General features: G+C 57.9%; 16 protein-coding genes. 8 read left to right on the top strand and 8 right to left on the bottom strand.

The window, feature by feature from the left end:
- Positions 1–21: 21 nt before the first annotated feature.
- From pyrD to LRL22_RS05750, 8 genes are all read right to left on the bottom strand, one after another.
- The gene (pyrD, locus tag LRL22_RS05785) at positions 22–1,032 is read right to left on the bottom strand and encodes a quinone-dependent dihydroorotate dehydrogenase (protein ID WP_005336601.1); all 1,011 of its coding nucleotides are present in this window, start codon (positions 1,030–1,032) and stop codon (positions 22–24) included.
- A gap of 77 nt (positions 1,033–1,109) precedes the next feature.
- Positions 1,110–5,948 (bottom strand): NAD-glutamate dehydrogenase, encoded by a 4,839-nt coding sequence (locus LRL22_RS05780; RefSeq protein ID WP_270904925.1) that lies wholly within the window; start codon positions 5,946–5,948, stop codon positions 1,110–1,112.
- A 278-nt stretch (positions 5,949–6,226) separates the two neighbouring features.
- Complete coding sequence (locus LRL22_RS05775; RefSeq protein ID WP_033136823.1) at positions 6,227–6,448, bottom strand: DUF2835 domain-containing protein; 222 nt, start codon at positions 6,446–6,448, stop codon at positions 6,227–6,229.
- Positions 6,449–6,515: 67 nt separating this feature from the next.
- A complete protein-coding gene (pepN, locus tag LRL22_RS05770; RefSeq protein ID WP_270904924.1) occupies positions 6,516–9,140 on the bottom strand; it encodes an aminopeptidase N in 2,625 nt (874 codons plus the stop codon).
- A 144-nt stretch (positions 9,141–9,284) separates the two neighbouring features.
- Entirely contained in the window at positions 9,285–11,300 is a 2,016-nt protein-coding gene (gene prc / locus LRL22_RS05765; protein ID WP_005351922.1) for a carboxy terminal-processing peptidase, read from the bottom strand.
- A gap of 8 nt (positions 11,301–11,308) precedes the next feature.
- Complete coding sequence (proQ, locus tag LRL22_RS05760) at positions 11,309–11,947, bottom strand: RNA chaperone ProQ (protein WP_005351923.1); 639 nt, start codon at positions 11,945–11,947, stop codon at positions 11,309–11,311.
- Between the two features lie 102 nt (positions 11,948–12,049).
- Positions 12,050–12,508 (bottom strand): GAF domain-containing protein, encoded by a 459-nt coding sequence (locus LRL22_RS05755; RefSeq protein WP_227096538.1) that lies wholly within the window; start codon positions 12,506–12,508, stop codon positions 12,050–12,052.
- A gap of 93 nt (positions 12,509–12,601) precedes the next feature.
- A complete protein-coding gene (locus LRL22_RS05750; protein ID WP_270904923.1) occupies positions 12,602–13,063 on the bottom strand; it encodes a hypothetical protein in 462 nt (153 codons plus the stop codon).
- A gap of 281 nt (positions 13,064–13,344) precedes the next feature.
- On the opposite strand from LRL22_RS05750, the gene ccoN reads away from it, so the two are divergent.
- The 8 genes from ccoN to LRL22_RS05710 all read left to right on the top strand — a co-directional run bounded on the left by ccoN (position 13,345) and on the right by LRL22_RS05710 (position 20,682).
- The gene (ccoN, locus tag LRL22_RS05745) at positions 13,345–14,769 is read left to right on the top strand and encodes a cytochrome-c oxidase, cbb3-type subunit I (RefSeq protein WP_005336616.1); all 1,425 of its coding nucleotides are present in this window, start codon (positions 13,345–13,347) and stop codon (positions 14,767–14,769) included.
- A gap of 16 nt (positions 14,770–14,785) precedes the next feature.
- Positions 14,786–15,400 carry a cytochrome-c oxidase, cbb3-type subunit II gene (ccoO, locus tag LRL22_RS05740; RefSeq protein WP_005336618.1) on the top strand — a complete coding sequence of 205 codons (615 nt, stop codon included), beginning with the start codon at positions 14,786–14,788 and terminating at the stop codon, positions 15,398–15,400.
- A 10-nt stretch (positions 15,401–15,410) separates the two neighbouring features.
- A complete protein-coding gene (locus tag LRL22_RS05735; protein ID WP_005336620.1) occupies positions 15,411–15,590 on the top strand; it encodes a CcoQ/FixQ family Cbb3-type cytochrome c oxidase assembly chaperone in 180 nt (59 codons plus the stop codon).
- A complete protein-coding gene (ccoP, locus tag LRL22_RS05730; RefSeq protein ID WP_019446377.1) occupies positions 15,590–16,573 on the top strand; it encodes a cytochrome-c oxidase, cbb3-type subunit III in 984 nt (327 codons plus the stop codon). Before LRL22_RS05735 ends, ccoP begins: the two co-directional genes overlap by 1 nt.
- Positions 16,574–16,713: 140 nt before the next feature.
- Complete coding sequence (locus LRL22_RS05725) at positions 16,714–17,214, top strand: FixH family protein (RefSeq protein WP_270904922.1); 501 nt, start codon at positions 16,714–16,716, stop codon at positions 17,212–17,214.
- Between the two features lie 86 nt (positions 17,215–17,300).
- On the top strand, positions 17,301–19,685 hold the full coding sequence (locus LRL22_RS05720; RefSeq protein ID WP_270904921.1) for a heavy metal translocating P-type ATPase: 2,385 nt from the start codon (positions 17,301–17,303) through the stop codon (positions 19,683–19,685).
- Positions 19,686–19,823: 138 nt separating this feature from the next.
- Positions 19,824–20,012, top strand: a complete 189-nt coding sequence (gene ccoS / locus LRL22_RS05715) for a cbb3-type cytochrome oxidase assembly protein CcoS (protein ID WP_005336630.1) — start codon at positions 19,824–19,826, stop codon at positions 20,010–20,012.
- Positions 19,996–20,682, top strand: a complete 687-nt coding sequence (locus LRL22_RS05710) for a sulfite exporter TauE/SafE family protein (protein ID WP_270904920.1) — start codon at positions 19,996–19,998, stop codon at positions 20,680–20,682. The genes ccoS and LRL22_RS05710 overlap by 17 nt, the downstream gene beginning before the upstream one ends.
- The last annotated feature ends 57 nt before the right edge of the window (positions 20,683–20,739 follow it).

Genomic DNA, 20,739 nt, shown 5'->3' with positions numbered 1-20,739 from the left:
AAGGGCTCCGCCATCTATTTCTTAAATATTGGTCACAATCTCTTTGACCAACCCCGGCCCTTTATAAATAAAGCCGCTATAAATTTGTACCAGACTGGCACCGGCGGCCAATTTTTCACGGGCGGCCATGGCACTATCAATACCACCCACACCGATAATTGGCAGAGCACCATTGAGCGCCTTGGCCAGATGACGGATCACCTCGGTACTCTTGTGCTGCAGCGGACGACCGCTCAAGCCACCCGCTTCACCGGCGTGGGGCATGTCATAAATCATCTCGCGCTCGAGGGTGGTATTGGTGGCGATAACCCCATCAATGCCATTACGCACCAGCGAAGCGGCCACCTGATCTATTTCTTCAAGGCTTAAATCCGGGGCAATTTTAACCGCCAGCGGCACATACTTTTTATATTGGGCGGCCAGCTCTTGCTGCCGCACCTTGAGGGCGGCCAGCAATTCATCCAGCGCCTCGCCATATTGCAGTGAACGCAAACCCGGGGTGTTGGGGGAAGAGATATTGACGGCAATATAACCGGCATGATCATAAACCTTGTCCATGCAGATCAGGTAATCATCTTTGCCCTGTTCGATGGGAGTATCTTTGTTCTTGCCGATATTAATGCCGATGACCCCCTGATATTTGGCCTCTTTTACCTTGGCCACCAGATGATCCACCCCCTTGTTGTTGAATCCCATCCGGTTGATGATCCCCTCTGCCGGAATAACCCGAAACAAGCGGGGCTTGTCATTGCCGCTCTGGGGTCTGGGGGTGACGGTTCCGACCTCGATAAAGCCAAATCCCATGGCGCCCAGCGCGTCAATGCACTCACCATCTTTATCCAGACCGGCTGCCAATCCCACCGGATTGGCAAAAGAAAGCCCCATGACAGTGACGGGGCGTTTCGGCAAATTCTGGCGGAAGAAACAATCGAGTGGCGTACCGAGAAGGCGGGGCAAATATTTCATGGAGAGATCGTGAGCCTGTTCCGGATTGAGTTTGAACAGGAAATGCCTGGCGATGGGGTACAACATCTTTGCTCCTTAAAGAAAGCCCCGGCAACTGGCCGGGGCTTTGGGTGTAATGTCGGTGTCATGCCTTAATCTGGCAATTAAAGTGCCCGACAATTCAACTGGAGCAGGTTCAACTCTCGCAAGGCCACCGAGAACTTGGCGAACTCGTGGGTGCTGGTGGTCTTGAAGTCGGCCAACATGTGGGTCCAACGGGACAAGAGTTGTTCATGCTCCGAAATCCAGTCGGCCAGTATGGTAGCGCATTCTCCCTGATCTTTGCACCCTTCCAGTACCACAGAAGTGAGACTGCGCTGCTGCCAGTCCAGATCTTCGCGGAAGGAGGCTCGCGCCATCGCCTGCCAGTGGTTGCCGACCGGCTGATGGTTGATCTGGTCGAGGAACCAGTGCAGATCCAGTTTGGCTCCGAGGCGATAGTAAACATTGGCGGCGCGCAGGATATCGGTCTTGTGCTCCGCGGCAATCTGCGCCAGATCCAGGCTGGAGAAGAGGCTGCTCATATGGGCGACCTGACGGGCAATGGCCTCCGGCACCTGTTTCTCCATCCACTTGGCAACAGCCTGACGATGCTCGGCCACTTCGCTCTCATCCATCACCTCGTAGAGGTGTGTGCCGAGGGTCTCGAACGCCGGACGGAAAAAGGCGATGTTCTCGCTGATGCTCCAGCTGCGATTGCGGGCGCGCAGGAACCAGCGGGTGGCACGGCGCACGATGCGGCGGCTGTAGAACATCAGCTCGAGCTGAGTCTGGGCATCCACCAGGTTGTCGCACCCTTCGATATCGCGCCACAGCTGGTTCATGCCAAACACTTCGCGGGCCATGGCAAAGCAGCAGGCCACTTCGGCGACCGAGGCACCGGTCTCGTCCTTCATCCGGCTGGCGAAGTTGAGCCCCATGTCGTTAACCAGCATGTTGGCCACCCGGGTAGCGATGATCTCGCCGCGTAGCGGGTGATCGGCCAGCTGGGCACCAAACTGCTGCTGTACTTTGGCCGGGAAGCTGGTGACCAGCATGTTGGCGAGGAAGGGCTCGTCTGTCACTTCCGGGCAGTTGAGCTGCTCTTTCAGCACCATCTTGCCGTAAGCCACCAGCACCGCCAGTTCGGGGCGGGTCAGTCCCTGCCCTGCCGCCATCCGCTCGGAAAGCTCCTCATCGGATGGCAGGAACTCCAACGCACGGTCCAGCTTGCCTTCCCGCTCCAGTCCCTGAATAAAGCGCTGCTGCTCTTTCAGTTGTTCAGAGCCGCGGAAGCTGGTGACCGAGATAGACTGGGACTGGCGATAGGCGTTGGTGATCACGATCTGCGCCACGTCGTCGGTCATCTCATACAGCATCTGGTTACGCTGCTTGAGGGTCAGATCCCCTGCCGCCACCAACTGGTTCAGCAGGATCTTGATGTTCACCTCGTTGTCGGAGCAATCCACCCCGCCCACGTTGTCGGTAAAATCGGTATTGATGCGACCGCCCTGACTGGCGTACTCCACCCGGCCGAGCTGGGTAAAGCCGAGGTTGCCCCCCTCACCCACAATGCGGGCCCGCAGATCGCGACCGTTGACCCGCAGAGCATCGTTACTGCGATCGCCCACCTCGGCATCGCTCTCGCGAGCGCTCTTCACATAGGTGCCGATGCCGCCGTTCCACAGCAGGTCGACATTGAGGCAAAGCAGTGCCTTGATGAGCTCGTTCGGCGCCATGCTGGCCTTGTCGGTGCCGAGTAGTGTCTGCATCTCGGGGCTGAGCTTGATGGATTTGGCCGAGCGCAGGAAGATGCCGCCCCCTTGTGATATCAGCTCGCGGTTGTAGTCATCCCAGCTGGAGCCCGGCAGATCGAACAGGCGCTGGCGCTCGACAAAACTCTTGGCCGCATCCGGAGTGGGGTCGACGAAGATGTGCATGTGGTTGAACGCGCCCACCAGCCGGGTGTGCTCGGAGAGCAACATGCCGTTGCCGAACACGTCGCCGGCCATGTCGCCGATCCCGACGCAGGTAAAATCGGTGGTCTGGCAGTTGACGCCAATTTCACGGAAGTGACGCTTGACCGACTCCCAGGCGCCGCGGGCGGTGATACCCATCTTCTTGTGGTCGTAACCGACCGAGCCGCCGGAGGCGAATGCATCGCCGAGCCAGTGGCCATATTCGAGGCTTATTTCGTTGGCGATGTCGGAGAATGTGGCTGTGCCCTTGTCGGCAGCGACCACCAGGTAGTAGTCATCCTCATCGTGACGCACCACGGATTTGGGCGGGATCACCTCGCCGCCGATGATGTTGTCAGTCACATCGAGCAGACCGCGGATAAACAGGCGATAACAGGCCTTGCCCTCCTCCTGGATAACGGCGCGAGGCGCCCCCACCGGCATCTGTTTGCAGTAGAAACCGCCCTTGGCCCCCACCGGCACAATGACGGTGTTCTTCACCTGCTGGGCTTTCACCAGACCCAGCACTTCGGTGCGGAAGTCCTCTTTGCGATCGGACCAGCGCAGACCGCCACGAGCCACTTTACCCCAGCGCAAATGTACCCCTTCCACCCGCGGCGAGTAGACGAAGATCTCGAATTTCGGCAGCGGCAGTGGCATGTCGGTGATGCTGGACGGCGCCAGTTTGAAGGAGATGTAGGGCTTGATGTTGCCCGCCTTGTCCAGCTGGTAGTAGTTGGTGCGCAGGGTAGCGTCAATCATCTCCACATAGCGGCGGATGATGCGATCGTCATCCAGGTTGGCCACCTGATCCAGCTTGGCGGCCAGCTCCTCGTGCAACTTGGCCTGTACCTTGGCGTCCTGCTTGCCGGCCGGATCGAGGCGCTGTTCGAACAGGGTGAACAGCAATTGGGCAATATCCGGGTAGCGGGTCAGAGTCTCTTCGATATAGGACTGGCTGAAGGAGACGCCAGTCTGGCGCATGTATTTGGCATAGGCGCGCAGCACCGAGACCTGGCGGCCAGTGAGACCCGCCCCCAGCACCAGTCGGTTGAAGCCGTCATCTTCCAGCTGCTTGTTCCAGATGGCGGCAAACGCCTGCTGGAAGCGCTCCTGGCTCTGGGCCAGATCAAAGGGCTGCTCGCCATGCAGCAGCATGGAGAAGTCGAGGATCCAGAACAGATCGCCCCCCGGAGTGCGTACCTGATACGGGGTCTCGCCGATCACCCGCAGCCCCATGTTCTCCAGCATCGGCAGCACATCGGAGAGGTGAATGGGCTCGGTGCGGTGGAACAGCTTGAGCCGTACCCGACGGTCGTTGTCCTCCTCCTGCGCGCGGTAAAACAGCATCCCCAGCGGCTCGGCTTCGCTCAGGTTATCGAGCGCCATGATGTCGGCCACGGCAGAGCCAGGCAGCACATCCTCCTTGTAAGCGCGAGGGAATGCAGTACTGAAACGGCGGCGCAGCTCGTTGCCACGGGCCTCGCCATAGTGGGAAAGCAGCACGGAGTCGAGTCTGTCGTCCCAGCTGCGGGCCGCTTCAATCAGGTTGTTCTGTACTTCGTTCACATCCACATCCACGTTGTTGTTGTTGACCCGCACTATGTAGTGGGTCCGCGCCAGCACGCCTTCGGTGAAGTAGACGTTGAACTCCACCTCTTCGTTGCTGCCAAAATACTTCTGCAATATTTGCTGGGTCTTGATCCGCAGCGCCGTGTTGTAGCGCTCCTTGGTGACATAGACCATGCAGGAGAAGAAACGACCATAGACATCCCGGCGCACGAATAGCCGCAGCATGTCCCGCTCCTGCATCTCCAGCACCCCAAGACCGGTGGCCAGCAGCTCCTCTTCACGAGCCTGGATCAGTTCGTCACGGGGATAGGTTTCCAGCACGTTCAGCAGCGCCTTGTATGCGTGGGAGCCCTTCTCATGACCGGAGGCCGCCATGATGCGTTCGAGACGATGGCTGATGAGCGGGATCTGGGTCGCGCTGGTGTTGTAGATGGAAGAGGCGTAGAGGCCGATGAAGCGATCTTCCCCGATCACCTTGCCATGCTCGTCAAAGCGCTTGATGCCGATGTAATCCACATAAGCCGGACGGTGCACCCGGGACTTGCTGTTGGATTTGGTGAGGATCAGCAGGTCAGAACTCAGAGCGGCATGACGGGCGCTGGCAGGCATGTTGCCAAGGCGCTGGCCCACCTCCTTGATGGAGTTCTTCATCAGCCCCAGACTGGAACTCGCCTGCGGCAGGATCTCGTGATCCCCCTCCACCGCCTTGACATCGTAACGACGATAGCCCATCAGGGTAAAGTTGTGGGCAGCTACCCATTTGAGGAAGGCAACGCAGGAGGCCACCTCCTCCTTGCTGACCGGGTGCTTGCGCTTGGGCAGTTCGTCGATGATCTCATTGAGCTTGGCCAGCATCGGCTGCCAGTCGCCGACTGCCAGCGCCACTTCACCGGCCACCGAGTTGAGCTCGGCAGCCAGCGCGGCCATCTGCTCCTCGCTGGTGAGGTGATCGATCTCGATAAGGAAGGCCGTTTCAACCGAGGTCTGCCCGTCGGTGTTGTCGAGCGCCAGAATGGCGTCAATCTTGCCATCCGCTCCACGAATGAGGTGCAGCGGTTGGTGCAGCATCATGTGGGCGGTGATATTGAGCCGTTTAAGCGCCATCCGGATGGAGTCCACCAGGAAGGGGGAGTCCTGCAGGATCACCTCGACGATGGTATGGGGCGATTGCCAGCCGTGACGGGTCAGCTCGGGGTTGTAGACCCGGATGTAGGGATCGGTACCGCTGCGCTGATTGAGGGCATTCCACAGGCTCAGGGCCGCACCATAGAGATCGCTGTCATTGCGATCGTGCAGGTCGGAACTCGCCATGTTGCCGTAAAACTTGGCAACGAAGCGCTCGACCAGAGAGGCGCTGTTTTTGGGCAACTTCTGATGGATCAGACTGAGAACGTTTTCGAGCAGAACTGAGGTAGGGGCGTCTTTCAATGCCATTTTTATATTCCTTATCGGACGACATTAACCACCGACGCAGAGGCAACCACCCTGGTTACCCGCTGGTGCAGAGTTGTTGCGAAGTGTAATGGCTTGGATAAGGGAAGGCGAGGAAAGGTGCTAACGAGATGTTAAAAACAAGGTGCAGATCACGGCTTAAACTGTGAGAAATTTTGCAAATAACCAAAAATACAGAAATTCCCACTACCTTTGTGCCAGTTTACCGGATAGATAGTGACGCAAAGCAGATAAACAGTCGGTAATCTGTTCGATTTTTGTTAATTTATGCGTTCGAGACTGATAAAGCGGTAATCGTCCTGGGTTTTCAGCCGAAAGTAGCCATGCACACCATTGATGGCGACAAAGGGGCGTATTTTTTCTATGCCAAGCTCCAGGGTCAACCCCTGTTCGCTGCGCACCACCAGCCGTCTGGCATGGCCCTGATACATCAGCATCACCTCGTCACTGCTCAATGAGAGCCGAAAAGTAAACTGCTTCACGCTTGCTCCTGATCACACGGCACATCAATGTGGGGCAAGAGCGTTATCGCCCCAGCCCCGTCGACACTTACTGCTGCAGCGCCTTGCTGACCTTCTCGAACAGATCCCTTGCCAGCCCCTCAAGGTTGGCAAGACGGGTCAGCTCGGCGCGGATCAGGGCCTTGCGCGCCTCATCCAGTCGCTTGAACTGGATAAGCGGAGTGATAAGGCGGGAGGCCACCTGCGGATTGACCTCGTTGAGCTCGATCAGCAGATCGGTCAGGAAGCGGTAACCGCTGCCATCCACCGCATGGAACTGCACCTGATTGCTCATGGCAAAACTGCCGATCAGCGCCCGCAGCCGGTTCGGGTTGCGAATGCTGAAAGTGGGGTGACTCATCGCCTGTTTCACTTCGCTCAGTACATCGGCAGCCGGTTTGCTGCCAATCAGCCGCAGCCAGTTGTCCAGCACCAGTCCATCCTTGGCCCACTTGCCCTCGAAATCGGCCAGCAGCGCGGCGCGGCATGGCAACAGATAGCCGTTGGCCACCTGCAGCGCCGCCAGGGTGTCGGTCATGTTGTCGGCGGTTGCGTACTGCTCGCGCACCAGCGCATCGGCATGCTCCGCATCCAACGCAGCCAGATAGCCCAGCACCACCCCTTTAAGAGCCCGCTTGGCCATGTCGGCGTGCACCACCTGATAACCGTTCAGACGCAGGCTCTGATAGGTCGCCGCCAAGCGCGTGCCAAAGGCCTCGGCAAGACGGGTGTGGATCGCGTCGCGCACCTGATGGATGGCATCGATATCGGCCACCTCGAACAGCTCGGCCAGGGTCGCCTCACTGGGCAGCGCCAGGATCTCCGCCTTGAGGGCCAAATCGAGATCGCTGTCGTCCAGAATAGCGACGAAGGCGGCCAGCAGGGTTTGGGAGAGCTCAACCCCCTGCCCGTGCTGCACCCGTGCCACCCCGTCGATGACCGCTTTGTTGATCAGCATCTGGGCCGCATCCCAGCGGGCAAACTCGTTGCGGGCAAAGCGCATCAGAAAGGCGAGCGCTTCGTCGCTGTAGTCATAGTGCAGCTTGACCGGCGCAGAGAAGTCCCGCAGCAGGGAGGGAACCGGCTTGACCGGCACCCGATCAAATTCGAAGGTCTGCTCCGCTTCCAGCACATCGAGCACGTTGCCGATAGCCTTTCCCTGATACTGCAACGGGATGACGGCACCCTGCTCGTCATAAAGCTCGATGTCGAGAGGGATATGCAGCGGCAGCTTCTGCGGCTGATCCTGAGTCGGCGGGGTGTGCTGGCTCACATGAAGGCGATAGATGCCGCTGGCGGCATCGTACTCGTCGGTCACGGTCAGTTCGGGGGTGCCTGACTGGCTGTACCAGCGGCGGAAACGGCCAAGATCGACACCGGAAGCATCCTCCATCGCCTGCACGAAATCATCGCAAGTAGCGGCCGAGCCGTCGTGACGCTCGAAGTAGAGACGCATACCGGCCTGGAAGGCATCTTCCCCCAGCAGGGTGTGCATCATGCGGATCACTTCCGACCCCTTCTCATAGACGGTCAGGGTGTAGAAGTTGTTCATCTCGATCACCACATCCGGGCGGATCGGGTGTGCCATGGGGCCGGCATCTTCCGCAAACTGCGGGCCGCGCACGGTACGCACGTTGTTGATGCGGTTGACGCCACGGGAGCCCAGATCGGAGGAGAACTCCTGATCCCGGAATACCGTCAGCCCCTCTTTCAGGCTGAGCTGGAACCAGTCTCGACAGGTGACGCGGTTGCCGGTCCAGTTGTGAAAATATTCGTGACCGATCACCCGTTCGATACCGTGGTAGTCGCCATCGGTAGCGGTGGCCGGGTTGGCCAGCACGAACTTGGAGTTGAAGATGTTGAGCCCCTTGTTCTCCATGGCGCCCATGTTGAAGAAGTCCACCGCAACGATCATGTAGATGTCGAGATCATACTCGAGGCCAAAACGCTGCTCGTCCCAGCGCATGGAGTTGATGAGGCTCTCCATGGCAAAACCGGCGCGATCGAGGTTGCCCTTGTCGACGAAGATCTCGAGGGCCACCTTGCGGCCGCTCTTGGTGGTGTAGTGGCTGCGCTCCACATCGAAATCACCGGCCACCAGCGCAAACAGGTAGCTGGGTTTGGGGAAAGGATCCTGCCACTGCACGAAGTGACGGCCGCCATCCAGATCACCGCTGTCGACCTTGTTGCCATTGGAGAGCAGGAAGGGGAACTGGGCTTTGTCGGCAGTAATGCGGGTGCTGTAGCGCGCCAGAATGTCGGGGCGGTCCAGATAATAGGTAATGCGGCGAAACCCTTCGGCTTCGCACTGGGTACAGTAGGCATCACCCGATTTGTAAAGCCCTTCCAGCGCGGTGTTGGCGGCCGGATCCAGCAGGGTGACGATGGTCAGTACACATTCGGCAGGCAGGTTGAACAGGGTCAGACTGCTCTCGCCTTGCTCGTAGTGGTCACAGGGAATGCCATCAATGGCAACGCTCTTGAGAGTCAGCTGTTCACCATCGAGGACGAGCGGCGCATTGTGCTCGCCGTTACGACGAATGCGGGTGATGGCGGTGACCTGGGTCAGCGGCTCCTGCAGTTGGAAATCGAGGTCGATGGTGTCGATCCAGTAGAGCGGCGCCTGATAATCCTGGCGATATTTGGCCGTCATGGCCTGGGGGTGATCGGTCATTATTGTCTGCTTCCACGCTTGTTAAAGGCGAGAAAGAGGCTGTCACAACCAACTGGCGGGGTCAAACAATTTGCATTACGTCAGATACGCCAGACAAAAAGAAAGGGCGACCGCAGTCGCCCTTGTACATTGGAGGTCGCCTTGTCAGCTGCGTTTGCTGACCTTGGCCAGATCCGCCGTGATATTGGCCGCTTCGATGAGATACTCATCGGGCGCTTCAAAATCAGCGGGCAGTTCATCCAGACTCTTCACCGCCGGCTTGCCAAGACGTGCCAGACGCTCGTTGGTACGTTTGAGCGCTTTCTCATCCTGTTTCGCCTGCTCTGCAACACGCTCCGCCTCGTTGAGGGAGACCGACTTCTTGTCTTTCTCCTCCTTGTAGTCGGCGATGTCTTGCATCACATAGGCAAACTCGGGATCCTTGGCGATCCGGGCATCGTGCGCCGCCTGCAACTTGGGCAGTACGCTGGCGAAGTTGCCGAGTTTCTCGTAGTTGGCGGAGGCAATCTTGTCCCACGGCAACGCATTGAACTCACGGCTTTCGCCCGTCTCTTCCGGAGCAACCGGTGTCGGGAAGCTGATATCCGGCGCAACGCCCTTGTTCTGGGTGCTGCCACCGTCGATCCGGTAGAACTTGGCGATGGTGTACTGCACGTGACCCAGCGGCTGCTCGTAGAAGTCATAGACCTTGGCGAGACTGCGGTGCTGCTGCACCGTCCCCTTGCCGAACGAGTTTTCACCCAGAATCAACGCACGGCCATAATCCTGCATGGCTGCAGCGAAGATCTCGGAGGCCGAGGCACTGTAACGGTCGATCATCACCGACATGGGGCCGCCGTAGTAGACGTTGCCATCGTCATCGCCATTGACCGTGATACGGCCCATATGATCACGAATTTGCACCACGGGACCGCTGGCAAAGAAGAGACCGCTCAGGGCGGAGGCTTCGGTCAGGGCGCCACCGCCATTACCGCGCAGATCGATGATCAGACCATCGATCTTCTTCTTGTTCAGGCTGGAGAGCTCCTTGATCACGTCGTCGTGCAGATTGACGTAGAAACTCGGGATCTCGATGACGCCAATTTTCTTGCCTTCGGCGTTAATCACCTTGGACTTGGCAGCCCGGTCTTCAAGGCGCACCTTGTCGCGAGTCAGTTCGATCTGCTCGGTCTTGGCAGTTGCGCCCTTGCCGCGCTGGATCTCCAGCTTGACCTTGCTCCCCTTGGGCCCCTTGATGAGCTCGACCACGTCATCGAGACGCCAGCCGATCACATCGACAATCTTGCCATCTTCCTGCCCCACCCCGGTGATCTTGTCATCGGGCTTGAGGTGGTTGGATTTGGCAGCCGGGCCACCGGGCACCAGAGAACGGATGACGGTAAAGTCATCTTCCGCCTGCAACACGGCACCAATCCCCTCCAGCGAGAGGTTCATCTCGGTGTTGAAACGATCGGCACTGCGTGGTGAGAGGTAACTGGTGTGCGGTTCGATGGCGCGAGCGAAGGAGTTCATGAAGAGCTGGAAGACATCTTCGCTCTCGGTCTGGGACATCCGCTTGATGGCGTTGTTGTAACGCTTGCCAAGCAGCTCCTTGATCTCGGGCCACTCCTTGCCACTGAGCTTGAGACTCAGGGCATCGAACTTGACCCGCTGACGCCACAGCTCGTTGAGCTCTGCTTCATCTTTGGGCCAAGCCGCCCCTTCCCGATCAAACACATAGTTGTCGGTCTGGGTAAAATCGAAAGGAGTATCAAGCAGTTTGAGGGCGTATTCGAACCGCTCATAACGCCGCTGCTGACTCAGGTTGAACATCTCGTAGGCGGGTGCCAGACGGCCTCTTTCGAGGTCGGTGTCAAAACCGTTACGGTACTTTTCAAAACGGCTGATATCAGAGGCCAAAAACAGGTTGCGGCTGTAGTCCAGATTCTCCAGATATTTATCAAAAATCACGGAGGAAAAGGCATCGTCCAGCTTGAACTGTTTGTAGTGCGAGCGGGTAAACAGATTGGTAATTCGCTTGCTGGCCGTAGCATGTTGGCTCTCTTGAGCCAACACAGGCAAATCACTCTCCTTGAGCACCGGCTCGATGGCCTGTGCAAGCCCGGCAAGCGCCAGGCTACAGGCAACGAGGGAAAAACGAATTACGCCATGCTTCAACATTTGTCTCCTTAGAGAACCAAGTGCTCTGATTTGACCCGTACCATCATGCCGGTCTGCAGTTGGACCTGTACATCGTCCTTGGTTACTTCCTTGATGGTTGCCGGAACCGGGAATTTACCCATAACGACGCGCACATCCTGGCCCACTTTCAGCGTAGCGGCATCCACTTTAACCAGCGGAGCGTCAGCGACCGGTGCCTTGGCGGCAGCTTTCGGCTTGGCAGCTACATCAGCTTTCTCGGTTTTGCGCACAGCAGGACGACGGGGCTTCTTGGCCTTCTCATCCTTCTCTTTGGTATTGGTACGACGGCTGGCGAATACGCGCTCTTTGCTCTCTTTCAGAGCTTGCTTGGCGTGCTCGATGTGCTCTTCGGTCAGCAGCTCGCCCGGGTTGCCATCCAGATCAACGCGAGCCTGGCCAGCTTTGAGACCGTGCAGGTAGCGCCAGCTGGAGGTGTATTGACGCAGTGCGGAACGCAGCATGGTCTTGGAGACTCTGGCATCGTCAGCAAGACGCTCGGCCAAATCCTGGAAGATGCCAATCTTGAGCGGCTTGGCCTCTCCTTCAGCAACGAAGCAGGCCGGGAATTTCTCGACCAGGTAGGCAACGATCTCTTTACTGTTCTTCAGCTTCTCAGTGTTTTCCATGTATAACCTTGGCTTTCATATAAACGCACGGGCACGTCCCGAGCACAACAAAGGCCCCATTATAGAGAGCTTGGGGCCTTTTGCGAACCATCTAGCAATGACTTAGAGCATGCTTTCCAAAATTTGCACCGTTTCTTCGAGGCCAATCCGGTCTTGCTGGTCGAAACGGTTAAAAATCGGACTGTCGATATCGAGTACCCCGATGATCTCGCCACCACGGCGCACCGGGATCACGATTTCCGAGTTGCTCGCGCCATCACAAGCGATGTGACCGTCGAACTGGTGGACATCGTCAATGAGCTGGGTTCTCCCCTCTGCCACTGCCGTACCACACACACCGCGGCCGACCGGGATCCGTACGCAGGCCGGTTTGCCCTGAAATGGCCCCAATACCAGGGTCTCGCCCTGCAACAGATAAAAACCGACCCAGTTGATCTTCTCCAGCTCCTGATTCAACAGTGCGGAGAGGTTGGCCAGATTGGCAATAAGATCGGTTTCCCCCTCCAGCAGCGCCTTGGCCTGCTGGTTGAGGGTGCGATAAAACGGTTGTTTTTCAATCATGATTAAATGAACTTCACTCCCTGATGGTTTGGGGAAGGTAACGCCTGGCCGGGAAATTTCAAATATTTTTTCCACTCCCCACCTCTTGCGCTGTTATTCCCGGGCAACGGAAAGCGCCAATTGCTGGCGTTGACCATTACTCCACTCGATATTTAACAACCAGATCATGACGGGTGATGTACAGCTCCCCACCTGGGTTACCCCCTGCCACTGTCTGTCTATTTCTTCAAAGCTCACCGGAATGGTGCCCATAAACATATCTTTGCCTTCGAGTGTCGCTTTCACCGGCTTGATGGCCGGATCGCCGCCGCTAATAGCGATGGCAAAGTCATGTTCGGCGCGCAGCGGTAATTCCTTGATGGCGACCGTCAGCGGCTTGTCACCAATCAGCGCGCTGCAAGGGGTGTGGGAAAGATCACAAATTTGATCTTTTTTCTGGTCAGCAGAGACGCTGTTATCGGCCGAAAACCAGGTGCGATAGGCCATCAGCGCCAATAACAGCGCCAATACCAGTACGAGGTGCAAAACTTTACGTGCGGTAAGTCTCTCTTTCATCAAAAACAGCCCGATTAAGATGCAATTAAAATAGTTTTTTGTGATCTCGAACAAGGTAAAAAACTGCCATATCGAGACCGGACGGAGCCAAATATATCACTGTTTATACTGTTATTTTACCTGTCACTTCAGTATCATTCCCATGCAGTTTTCATTTAGCCATCTTTTGCTTTTCCTTTCGTTAACAGATGTTAACAACTGGTCGGCGGTGGCTGATGAAGCCAGTCCGGTCCTCCGGATACAAAACCAAACAACAGCAGCATCGGAAGCGGAATATAACGATGAGCCATACAACTAACCATCCTGAGTACAACTACACCGTTGTTCGCCAGTTTACCGTCATGACGATTGTCTGGGGAATTGTCGGCATGTCGGTTGGCGTACTGATCGCAGCCCAGTTGATCTGGCCTGCCCTCAACTTCGAGACCCCGTGGCTGACTTACAGTCGTCTGCGGCCCCTCCATACCAACGCAGTGATCTTCGCCTTCGGCGTCAGTGCACTGATGGCCACCTCGTTTTACGTGGTGCAGCGCACCTGCCAAACCAGACTGTTTGGTGGCCCGCTGGCAACCTTCGTCTTCTGGGGCTGGCAAGCAATCATCCTCTCTGCCGCCATCTCTCTGCCGCTGGGTTACACCTCCGCCAAAGAGTATGCCGAGCTGGAGTGGCCGATTGATATCGCCATCACTGTGGTATGGGTCGCCTATGCCATCGTCTTCTTCGGCACCCTGATGAAGCGCACCACCTCCCACATCTATGTGGCGAACTGGTTCTTCGGCGCCTTCATCATCACCGTTGCGGTGCTGCACATCGTCAACAACATGGAAGTGCCGCTCTCCGGCATGAAGTCCTACTCCATGTACTCCGGCGCCATGGACGCCATGGTGCAGTGGTGGTATGGCCACAACGCGGTAGGCTTCCTGCTGACCGCTGGCTTCCTCGGGATGATGTACTACTTCGTGCCCAAGCAGGCCGGTCGTCCGGTTTACTCCTATCGCCTCTCCATCGTCCACTTCTGGGCGCTGATCTCCCTCTATATCTGGGCCGGTCCGCACCACCTGCACTACACCGCACTGCCTGACTGGGCTCAGTCGCTGGGCATGGTGATGTCCCTGATCCTGTTCGTACCTTCCTGGGGCGGCATGATCAACGGCATCATGACCCTCTCCGGTGCCTGGCACAAACTGCGTTATGACCCCATCCTGCGCTTCTTGATCGTCTCTCTCTCTTTCTACGGCATGTCGACCTTCGAAGGCCCGATGATGGCGATCAAAACCGTTAACGCCCTCTCCCACTACACCGACTGGACCGTCGGTCACGTTCACTCCGGTGCGCTGGGCTGGGTTGCCATGGTCTCCATCGGTGCCGTCTATCACCTGATCCCGAACCTGTTCGGCCAGGGCCGGATGTACAGCGTCAAGCTGATCAACGTTCACTTCTGGCTGGCGACCGTGGGCACCGTGCTCTACATCGTTGCCATGTGGATTTCCGGCGTGATGCAGGGCCTGATGTGGCGTGCAGTCAACGAAGACGGCACCCTGACCTACAGCTTCGTTGAAGCGTTGCAGGCATCCTATCCCTTCTATTTCGTGCGCTTCCTGGGTGGCTGCTTCTTCGTCACCGGCATGTTGCTGATGGCTTACAACGCCTATCGCACCATCACTGCGCCCAAAGGTTCTCTGGAACCTGTCGCCCAGCCAGCATGATTGAAGAGGTCAACCCATGAGCAACAATAACCGTCACGAAATATTTGAAAAAAGCGTTCCCATGCTGGTGGTCGGCATTATCTTCGCCATCAGTCTGGGGGGCCTGGTTGAAATCACCCCGCTGTTCTTCCAAAAGCAAACCACCGAGCCGGTGGAGGGCCTCAAGCCCTACACCGCTCTGCAGATGGAAGGACGCGACATCTTCATCCGCGAAGGCTGCACCAACTGCCACAGCCAGATGATCCGTCCGTTCCGTGCCGAGACCGAGCGTTACGGTCACTACTCGGTCGCTGGCGAGAGCGTCTGGGAGCACCCCTTCCTGTGGGGCTCCAAGCGTACTGGTCCGGATCTGGCCCGTGTTGGTGGCCGCTACTCCGACGAGTGGCACAAGGTTCACCTGATCAACCCGCGTGATGTGGTACCGGAATCCAACATGCCCGCCTACCCCTGGCTTGATACCAATGTGCTGACCGGTGAGATGACGGCCAAGAAGCTGGCGCTGTTCCGCGATCACTTCGGTGTGCCCTATACCGACGCCGATATTCAGGGTGCTGGCGAAGCCGTCAAGGGCAAAACCGAGCTGGATGCGCTGGTGGCCTATCTGCAATCACTGGGTCATGCCCTGAAATAAGGAGGCGAAAATGGACTACGGCACATTTCGCGGTCTGTATACCCTGCTGTTGATGGCCATCATGATTGGCATCATCGTCTGGGCCTACAGCAAACGCCGCAAGACCTCTTTCGACGAGGCTGCCAATCTGGTTTTTGCCGATGATGAGCAACCCGGTGCTGATAAAAAGAACGCAGGAGCGAAACAATAATGAGCACTCTGTTTAGCATTTTTGTGACTGTCATCAGTCTGGGAACCATCCTCGGCTGCTTCTTGCTGCTGATGTGGTGCCGCAAGGACAAGATGGGTGTTGAAGAAGGCAAATCGATGGGTCACTCCTTCGATGGCATCGAGGAGATCAACAACCCGCTGCCGAAGTGGTGGACTTACATGTTCCTCTTCTTCATCGTCACCGGTCTGGTCTATCTGATCGCCTTCCCGGGGCTTGGCAACTTCAAAGGCCTGCTGGGCTGGCAAAGTTCCAACCAGGACGTGCGCTCGCTGGCAGAGTCCAAGGCTGCAACCGAATCGGCTAAGGCTGAAGGTCGCGCGGTGGAGTATGACCGCGAGGTCGCCAAGGCTGACGAGATCTACGGCGCCAAGTTCCGTGAACTCACCTATGAAGCGGATGGCAAAACCTATCGTGCCATCACCGAGATCGCCAAGGATCCGGAAGCACTGAAAGTGGGTCAGCGTCTGTTCCTGCAGAACTGCTCCCAGTGCCACGGCTCTGACGCCCGAGGTGGTCGCGGTTTCCCGAACCTGACCGACAGCGAATGGCAATGGGGCGGCCAGCCTGATCAAATAAAGACCACCATCATGGGCGGTCGTCAGGGGATCATGGCTGCTTGGGGTGAAATCCTCGGCAAAGATGGCGTTCAGGAAGTGGCCTCCTATGTGCTAAGCCTCTCCGGTCGCAAGGTCGACTTGGTCGAAGCGAAGAAAGGTGAAGCACGCTTCGCTATCTGCGCTGCCTGCCACGGGGCCGATGCCAAGGGCGGTGTTGCCGTCGGTGCGCCAGATCTGACCAACAACACCTGGCTCTATGGTGGCTCCCGCGAAGTGGTGGTACAAACCATCACCCACGGTCGTCACGGCGTGATGCCAGCCTGGAAAGACATTCTGGGTGAGGACAAGGTTCACCTGCTGGCCTCCTACGTTTACAGCCTGTCTCATCAACAGTCTGCCAAATAAGGTTCGCCCGTAACGTTGTAACATGTGATAAACACGTGATTACACAGCAAAAAGCCTCGACTCCTCGAGGCTTTTTGTTATCTTGTGTTGCGTAAAAACCATCTTCCACGTTAATCATTCGTTTCATGGCAGTAGCAATCATGACCCAACCTCTATCCAAACAGTGGTATCGCCAATTCTGGCCCTGGTTTATCATCGCCCTCCCCACTGCCGCCGTGGTCGGCAGCATCGCCACCGCCATCATCGCCAGCAAGGATGGGGTCAATCTGGTGGCCGAGGACTATTACAAACAAGGGAAAGAGATCAATCAGGACTTGAGCAAGTTTGACCGCTCCGAAGCCCTCAATATCCGCTTTGGGCTGGAGGTTGACGGCAACGAGCTGACCCTCAAACCCATCAGCGGCGACATTCCTGCCGGGCAAGCTCTCTATCTCTCATTGTTTCACCCAACCTTGGCCGGTCAGGACAGCGAACACATGATCACCGCCGATGCGAGCGGCACCTATCGCCTCCATTTCGACAAGCCGCTGGTCGGCAAGTGGCACATTCGGGTCGATGCTTTCGATCACGAGTGGCGATTGCAAGAGACCGTCCAGCTGCCCACCCTGGCCCCTGTCGAACTCGACCCGAAAGGACGCTAAGCCATGACCGGCTGTTCTCACTGTGGCGAGCCGGTGCTCGCCAGCGCCCCTGCTGCTTGCATTCTGCATTCAGGGGGACATAAAGCATGACCCCCTGTTTTCACTGTGGCGAGCCGGTACCCGCTAATAGTGGCTATGCCCTCGAGATAAAGGGGATTGTTCGCCCCATGTGCTGCCCCGGTTGTCAGGCGGTGGCAGAAACCATCATGGAGTGCGGCCTCGCCAGTTACTACGATCACCGCACCGCCCCCGGTACCAAGGGGGATCTGGTGCCCGAGGAGCTGGCCGCACTCACCCACTACGATCTGGCAGAAGTGCAACAGGATTTTGTCACCGACAGCGGTACCCTTCGCGAAATCCAGCTGACAGTAGAAGGGCTAACCTGCGCCGCCTGTGCCTGGCTTATCGAACGCCACCTGATGACACTGACGGGCCTGCGCTACATCAACGTCAACACCACCACCCACCGGGCTCGCATCAAGTGGGATCCGGACCAGCTCTCCCTGAGTGACATTCTCAAGGGATTTGCCCAGATCGGCTATCGCGCCTACCCGTTCCAGACCCATCAACAGGAGGCGCTCTACGCCAAAGAGGTGCGCAGCTATATGTTCCGGCTGGCACTGGCAGGGCTTGGCTCGATGCAGGTGATGATGTGCGCCGTGGCTCTCTACATGGATCTCTTCATCAGCGTTGAAGATGAGTTCATGGTCTACTTCAAGTGGATAAGCCTGCTGCTCTCCACCCCCATCATGATCTACTCGGCCCAGCCCTTTTACGTGGGTGCCTGGCGCAGCCTTAAACAGGGTCACCTGTCGATGGATGTGTCGGTGTCGCTGGCGCTGATCGGGGCTTTTATCGCCTCCATGTGGGCCACCGTGTTCAATACCGGTGAGGTCTATTACGACTCCATCACCATGTTCGTCTTCTTCCTGCTGCTGGGGCGCTTTCTCGAGTTGCGGGCCCGGCGCAAGGCGTCGGAATCGAGCTCCAATCTGGCGCGACTGGTGCCCATCATGGCGACCCGCATCGATGATGAAGGAGAGCATGAGGTAGCGGCCAAGACCTTGCAGGTCGGCGATCGGGTACGGGTGCTGGCCGGAGCAACCTTGCCGGCGGACGGCATCATTGTCGAAGGGCAAGCCAGCCTCAACGAATCCATGCTGACCGGTGAACAGCTGCCCCTGCTCAAACAGCCAAGCGACCAGGTCTATGCCGGCACCATCAACACGGATGCCCCGCTGCAGATCCGGGTCAGCCACCGTATTGAAGAGTCGCGGATCGCCCAGATCATGCGGCTGCAGGATCACGCTCTCGACGACAAACCAGCCATCGCCCAGATGGCGGATCAGCTGTCGCGCCACTTTATTCTGGTGCTGCTGATTATTGCCGCCGCCGTCTGGACCTTCTGGCACTTCCATCAACCAGATCAGGCGTTCTGGGTCACCCTCGCCGTGCTGGTTGCCACCTGCCCCTGTGCTCTGTCGCTGGCGACTCCGACGGCGCTGACCTCGGCCACCGCCAATCTGACCCGCAACGGCATTCTGCTGCGCCGTGGTCATGTGCTGGACGTGCTGACCAAAGCCAACCGGATCGTGATGGACAAGACCGGTACCCTGACCACAGGGGAGATCAGTCTGACGCAGACTCAGGCGTTGGCCGACCTTGACGAGGCGCACTGCCTCGCCATCGCCAGGGCTATGGAGGCGCAATCCGAACACCCCATTGCACGCGCCTTCCGACTGCCCGCCGACAGCATCGCCGTGTTGCCATCCGCCCGCGAGATCACCCCGGTCATCGGTCACGGCATCACGGCGCTGGTGGATGGCGTACGCTACCGCATCGGCAGTGCCCGCTGGCTTGGGCTGGATCCGGCGCAAGAACGCGGCCGCGGTCTGGCTATCTATCTGGCCGACGAGCAGCAGGTCTTGGCCCGCTTCAATCTGGAAGATACCCTGCGCCCCGATGCCAGGGCGCTGATCGCGGCATTCAAGGCGGCAGGTCTGCAAACTACCGTGCTGACTGGCGACAGCTCTCTGCAGGCAGACGAGATTGCCCGCGAGCTGGGCGTGGATGAGCTGGTCAAGGGGGTCTCGCCCGATGGCAAGCTGGCCTACCTCAAGGCCCGGGAAGCCCAGGGAGATATCAGCATCATGGTGGGCGATGGCATCAACGACGCGCCGGTACTGGCCGGGGCGCACGCCTCGTTCGCCATGGCCGGTGGCACCGATCTGGCGAAAAACAGCGCCGATGCCATCCTGCTGGCCGATGACCTGAGCCGACTGCTCGAGGCCAGAGTGCTGGCAATGCGTACCCGCAAGATCATCATCGAGAACTTCGCCTGGTCCATCGGTTACAACCTGCTGGTGCTGCCGCTGGCGGCCTGCGGCTGGCTGCCCCCCTATCTGGCGGCAGCGGGCATGTCGCTCAGTTCACTCATCGTGGTGACCAACTCCATGCGCCTCAACCGATGAGACCGGTGGCGAAAAATAGCTGAAAATGTGGCCTGCCTCCGATGCAGGCCACATTTCTCACTGATAGCGGCTGGCCCCCTGCCCGAATAGGGTTACCATAGGGGACGCTTGCCAAGGATGAACGCCAAGGTACCTCTCATGAATATAATTTTTGTCCTGATCCCCATCGCCATCCTGTTTGTGATCATCGCCGGGGTCGTCTTCTTCTGGGCCATTCGCTCCGAGCAGTTTGAAGATCTCGACCGGCAGGGTTCCAACATCCTGTTTGACGAAGAGCAACCTGCCCACAAACCCGTAAAGCCTGCTGACCATGACCCACAACCTTGATCTGGCCGGCGCCCTGCTGGTCGGACTGGCAGGCTCTGCCCACTGTATCGGCATGTGCGGTGGCGTCTCCGCCGCGCTCTCCATGGCGATCCCCGCCAACAAGCAGCACTTCTGGGGGCGGCTCGCCTATCTGCTCAACTACAACCTCGGCCGGATCCTGAGCTATGTGATTGCAGGTGCACTGGTGGGCGGCCTGCTCGCCACCACCAGTGAGCTGGGTGCTGGCAAACACGCTATTGCCGGCTTGCGTCTCGTGGCAGCGCTATTGATGATTGCGCTTGGTCTCTATCTGGCGGGCTGGTGGCAAGGGATCTTGCTGCTGGAGCGGCTCGGCGCCAGACTTTGGCCCCGTATCAAACCGCTGGCGGGCAAATTTATCCCCTTCACCTCCCCGCTGCAGGCATTGCCCTTTGGCATGGTGTGGGGCTGGCTGCCCTGCGGGCTGGTCTACTCCATGCTGACCTGGAGCGCAGCGGCCGGTTCGGCCAGCGGCGGGGCGCTCATCATGCTCTTTTTTGGTCTCGGCACCCTGCCCACCCTGTTTGCGCTCGGGGGACTAGCCGATCGCCTGAGATACTGGCTCACCCTGCGCAGTTTGCGCCTTGGCGGTGCCCTGCTGCTCATTTTTTTCGGGGTGCATACCTTCTGGATTGGCATTGCTTCCTTTTGAAACCCTATCCAAAACGGATGAGTTGATGGTAAACTTGTTTGATATAAATCAATTATT

Source organism: Aeromonas sp. PI_26 (genome assembly GCF_027854445.1).
Classification (GTDB): Bacteria; Pseudomonadota; Gammaproteobacteria; order Enterobacterales; family Aeromonadaceae; genus Aeromonas; species Aeromonas veronii.
This window is presented reverse-complemented; position numbering and strand designations above follow the sequence as displayed.